Genomic DNA, 4,867 nt, shown 5'->3' with positions numbered 1-4,867 from the left:
ACGTCCGGGCGGCTCAGCAGCGGGACAACCATGCGACCAACCGGCAGGATTGTCTTAATCTTGAAGGTGGGCAGGCTGCCATTGTCGCCGCTCGAAACGGTGTCGCCGTCGCGACTGCACTCGATAGCGGCAAGGACAAGCGGACGCAGGCCGGGAAGGGAACGCCGTCCTGGGAAGGTGCAGGGCAGGGCGCGCAGGCCAATAACAACCGCCATTTTACGCTTTACTGCTCGGATGCAGAAGCGGATGCCGGTATTTGCTCGCTTGCCTCCACCGATCAGCAGAATGCAGATCAGGACGCCACCAGCCTGTTAACGCCACCGGCATATCAGGATCAGGCCTCGATCGACCGTGCCAATGACTACGTCACGACACTGATCCAGCCGGTTGCTCCCGCCGCGCTGAGAGGGAGTGCTCTGACCTCGGTGGATGGGCAGTCTGCCCTCCCGGGGCGCCGTGCCTACAATGCTGCCATTTCGCTGGCCCATCACGTCGGAGACGACATTATCGGGTGGCACGCGAACACCGTAACCCTGAGTGCCGCCCAAAAGGCCGAGGCGGTCCGTGAGGGATATACCAACACCTCAGTTGGCTCGGAAAGCGAAGCCACTGAGCTGGAAATCAACCGGAAATACAGTGGCACAGACTGGCAGGCAGATCTGCAGGCGATGCCCTCCCCGAAGTCTGTTCTTGTCCAGATCGCTCTGCTGGACGCGCAGCGTAACTGGATTGCCTGGCAGCAGTTCAAACTGGACCAGACCCGGGCGCTGATGGAAGCCAACAGGCTCGCGACGTCTGCTGAACAACGGCTTCGGGCGGTATCTCCTCTGCCGGTTCCTACCACAACACTCCCCTGAACATCTCGAATAGGAATGACCATGTCGGGTACTCTCACTCAGCAAGGGCCGTTAGGCTACGTCCTGCAGGCCCTTGATGCTCAGCAGTCGACCATCCCCGAAGCAGAGCGCGGGCTTGCAAAAGATCTTTCGGACCTGACCGCGCGTCTGCGGGAAAACCCGGGACTGGAAAGCGATCCAAAGTTCACCGTTCAGGTGGCGTGGCTTGTCCAGGACTGGAAGGCCTTTAGTGGAACCGGCGCAGATCCGCAGATCCCTCCCATTCTTGCGGCCGGCCTGAAGGCTCATGGCACAGACCTGCCGGGGCTGGAGAATGAAGAACTCAAAGCCCTGCTGGCGCAAGCTGGCTCGCTTGAAGATCGAGATCTTGTCCGCGATCTTCGCAAAACAGCGCTGGATATGTCCGGAATGTCTCCGGAAGACCAGGCTTCCGTTGCCGCTGCACGGCTGGCTGCCGTTCTGGACTATCGCATCACCATGGCCCTGTCGGGCACTCCTGCCCGCGCCCAACAGACCGAGCAAGAGCCGTCACCTCGACCAGATGCACAGCAGCCGGACCCCGCCGCGGCGACATCGACGCCACAGCCCCCGCCTGCGCGGGAAGCATCTTCGGAAGTGCAGCAACCGACTTCTGCTGACATGCCCCAACCAACCGTGACGGAGCCTGAGCCTCCTGTCGCGGAAAGTGAACACCCCTCACACGAGCCTCAGCAGGCGCCCCGGACACAACACGAGATCCTTGAGCCTGGCCTTCCCTCGAATGACCCGTTTGAGGACGAAGGATATCTACAGTCTCTAGAAGAAGAGGCCGGTCCCTTTCGGGACGATGATGAGTTCCACGGCGATCACCTGCCTTCTGAGCAACCGGCAGACGTGGAAGACCCCGTGTCACAAAGCTCCGCAGAAAGGGACAGCAGCATTCATCGTAATGACCAGCAAAATGCTGATGCGGCAGAAGACGCTGAGCCGGACGCGGCCGCAAGGCCAGCTCCGAGCGCCAAGACATCACAGCCTGACGCTGACCTAGCGGCCGCAGAAAGTAAGCCAAAGCCGGAGAGCAAGCCCAATCAGGCTGAGGCAAAGGTTGCGGCGACCACTGCGACGGCCACCAATCGGCGTGGACTGGCCGACTTTATGAGTGATCTGGTAGGCAAAAGCGATAACCGCCAGATCCAGAACCGAACGCGCAAGGTCAAGGAAGCGGCCCGTGAAGTCGAGGAAGATCTCGGCGCACTCAAGCGTGTCGGCCGAGAGTTTTTTGAAGCCTTCACCAAAGCCGCGTCAGACCCTGGACAATCAGAAAGTTCTGTCATTGCGGGCATGACCGAGGATGGGAGCCATAAGGCGCTTCGCGCGCAGCTCACCGCGTCCCTGGAGAAAACGCCCGGCTTCGCAGAGTCCTGGGAAAAACTTCGCAAGTCGTCTCAGCGACTGGGCAAGGAAGTCGAGGTTCTGGGTGATGAAGCCTCCAAACGGGACGCTTTGAGTGATCCCACTGTGCAGAGCGCAGAGGAAACCGCCGCCAGTGTTGGCAAGAAGCTGGAATCTCTTCCGGGCCAGGAGCCGGGAAAGGACTTTCTGAAGGAAGTTGGCGCGGCTCTCGAGCGTCTGGTGGACCGTTTTCATGATTTTTTTACCAAAGATCGAAAGCAGGGCCAGGAGCAAAGTCGCGATAACAGCCCGAGCCCTGAGGTCTAAAGACAATGCACCAGTTCATGCGGCTCCTTCGAGCGTCCCGGCATTTTCGGGCGGTCACGATGACAGTCGTTGCCCTCACGGTAACTATGGGATCCGCCTATGCCGGAACCACGACAGACAGCGTGAGCTGGAGCAACCTGAGCGCGGGCGACGACTGGTCCGCCCGCGTGCTCGACAGTCTCTTCCCGATGTCAGGGGGCACAGAGACAGCCACAGGCACAATGCTGCAGTATATTTCGGCTTATGCGATGCTGATTGCGGCGTTCTGGATCAGCTATGCCTCCATCCTGCAGGTTCATAAGACAGCGGAAAGCGGAAAGATTTTCTCTGCAAGTTTCTCCGGGTGGGTGCCGCTTCGCGTTGTTGTTGCACTTGGGCTGATGGTGCCCATCCCTGCAAACGGTGGCTTCTCGGTGGGGCAAGCGCTCGTCGTGCAGGGTGCGAAGACGGCGATCGGGATGGCCCGCAACCTGACGGATGTTGTGGCCAAGTCCATCGGCCCGGACGCTTTGCCGCTTGCAGAACCGATCATCCCTGGGACCAGGCAGGTTGTCATGGCGGTGATGGAAAGCGAACTCTGCCGCGCCCTGGTCAACAAAGCCTCAAACAATTCTGACCTTATGCCCGAACCAAAGGTTTCAAACCCAGGCAATGGTTCGCCAGTGACGGTGGATTACAGCCTTGCCGTGGGCGAGGCGACGGCTGCGGCAACATGCGGCAGCATCTCGGTCATGATCCCGCAGCAGGTTGAGCAGCAGATGCTCGGGTCAAATCTTGATCTGACAGATGTTGGCACCAAGCAGGTCAAAGCGCTTCAGGATCTGATCAGCGCGGTGCGCACGCCCATGTCGTCTCTCGCGGATACGATCTGGCAGACGCGGGATGTGACGGCCCTTCGCTCCATGGATGCGGTTCTGACTGCGCAGAATACGTCCTATTCCTCGGCGCTGAGTGAGGCGGCCACGACCATGATCAGCAAGATCCGTGCGCAGTATTCCTCAGATGGCAACGGCTCAAGTGATGCCGGCTATGTGGCTATGAAAAACCTCGGCTGGAGCGGGCTGGGGGCTTACTATCTTGAGATCTCGCGCCTCAATGCAGAGGTGCTGTCCATGTCTTCCATCGTCCCCTCGGTGACGCTGCCAAGCTGGCAGGGATTAGGGTCATTCCTCTCCAAGGACCTTGCGGGTCCGATCACCGCGATTGAACAGTATCAGGCTGCGGAAGAGCAGAAGCTAGCCACGTCGGACAGCGCCAGTGCGCCCAACGGGGCGACCAGGCTCTTTAACAACGCAGCTTTACCCAGTTCCGGGCAATCCGCTCTGGACCGTGTTCTTCAGGCACTCGGCATCACGAACGGCGTCATGACGCTGATCGTCAATCATCTCCTGTCGCCAACATCCGGGAGCGACTGGACCGACCCGCTGGGGGCAATGATCGGGCTTGGCCATCTTCTGATTCACACCGCGCTCGCGATTATTGGCGGCGCGGCGGTACTCAGTAGCAAGACAGGGACGGGGCTAGCGACAGTAGCCAATCTTGCCACCGGAGATGTCCCGGCTGCCATTGCATCCGCGGGCAGCTTCGCGCTGAGCGGTTTGATCAAAGCCCTGCTCACGCCTGTCTTTGCGGCTGCTTTCTTCCTGCTTGCTCCCGGCATTACGCTTGCTTACGTCCTCCCGATGACCCCGTTTGCATACTGGATGGCGGGTGTCGCGGGATGGTATATCGTCGTGGTCGAAGCCGTGGTGGGCGTTCCGCTGTGGATGCTGGCCCATCTGGTGTTTCAGGGAGAGGGCCTTCATGGCCGCGGAAACCGTGGCTATGAAGTGCTGTTCACAATTCTCTTTCGCCCGGTGATGATGATTGCGGGTCTCGTGCTCAGTTACACGATCTTTGCTTCGATCTCCTGGCTGGTCATGAAGGCGTTCTCGATTGCCACCGGGTTCGTCTTTGAGCGTGGTTGGCTTCTGGACAATTTTATCGGCCTGATCGTCCTGCTCTGCATGTTCGTCACGATGGAGATGAGCATCGCAGTCATGTGCTTCAGGCTGATTTCGACCCTGCCACACCACATCCCTGCGATGGCGGGCATGACGAGTATCGGTCGTGTGGACAGCGATGACTTTAATGACAAGTCAACCGGCCGGGGGATCGCCGCTCCTACAGACACAGCAGCAAAACTGGCTCGCGATACGGTGTCAAATGTGAGTGCAGACGGGAAAGGGCAGAATACCGTCGACAACGACAAGGCCGAGCCAGTAGACTCAACGACAAGAGCTCTCATGCAGATCTCTGGCCGCGCCGAAGAT

3 protein-coding genes are annotated in these 4,867 nt (G+C 59.5%); all 3 read left to right on the top strand.

The genetic code is table 11. From position 1 onward, the window contains the following. Positions 1–857, top strand: an 857-nt coding sequence (locus R5H23_RS16505) for a hypothetical protein (RefSeq protein ID WP_317216098.1), incomplete at its 5' end; no start/stop codon positions are given. Between the two features lie 21 nt (positions 858–878). Further along, complete coding sequence (locus tag R5H23_RS16500; RefSeq protein ID WP_317216097.1) at positions 879–2,555, top strand: hypothetical protein; 1,677 nt, start codon at positions 879–881, stop codon at positions 2,553–2,555. A gap of 59 nt (positions 2,556–2,614) precedes the next feature. After that, a partial coding sequence (locus R5H23_RS16495; RefSeq protein WP_317216096.1) for a DotA/TraY family protein occupies positions 2,615–4,867 on the top strand: 2,253 nt, incomplete at its 3' end.

Origin of the sequence: Gluconobacter sp. GP1 (genome assembly GCF_032913585.1) — a bacterium.
GTDB classification, from domain to species: domain Bacteria; phylum Pseudomonadota; class Alphaproteobacteria; order Acetobacterales; family Acetobacteraceae; genus Gluconobacter; species Gluconobacter cerinus.
The sequence above is the reverse complement of the archived record's forward strand: the minus strand, read 5'-3'. Positions and strand labels throughout refer to the sequence as shown.

Excerpts from the sequence above, each read along its gene's own strand:
- R5H23_RS16500 (WP_317216097.1), top strand. The coding sequence starts at position 879 with ATGTCGGGTACTCTCACTCAGCAAGGGCCGTTAGGCTACGTCCTGCAG.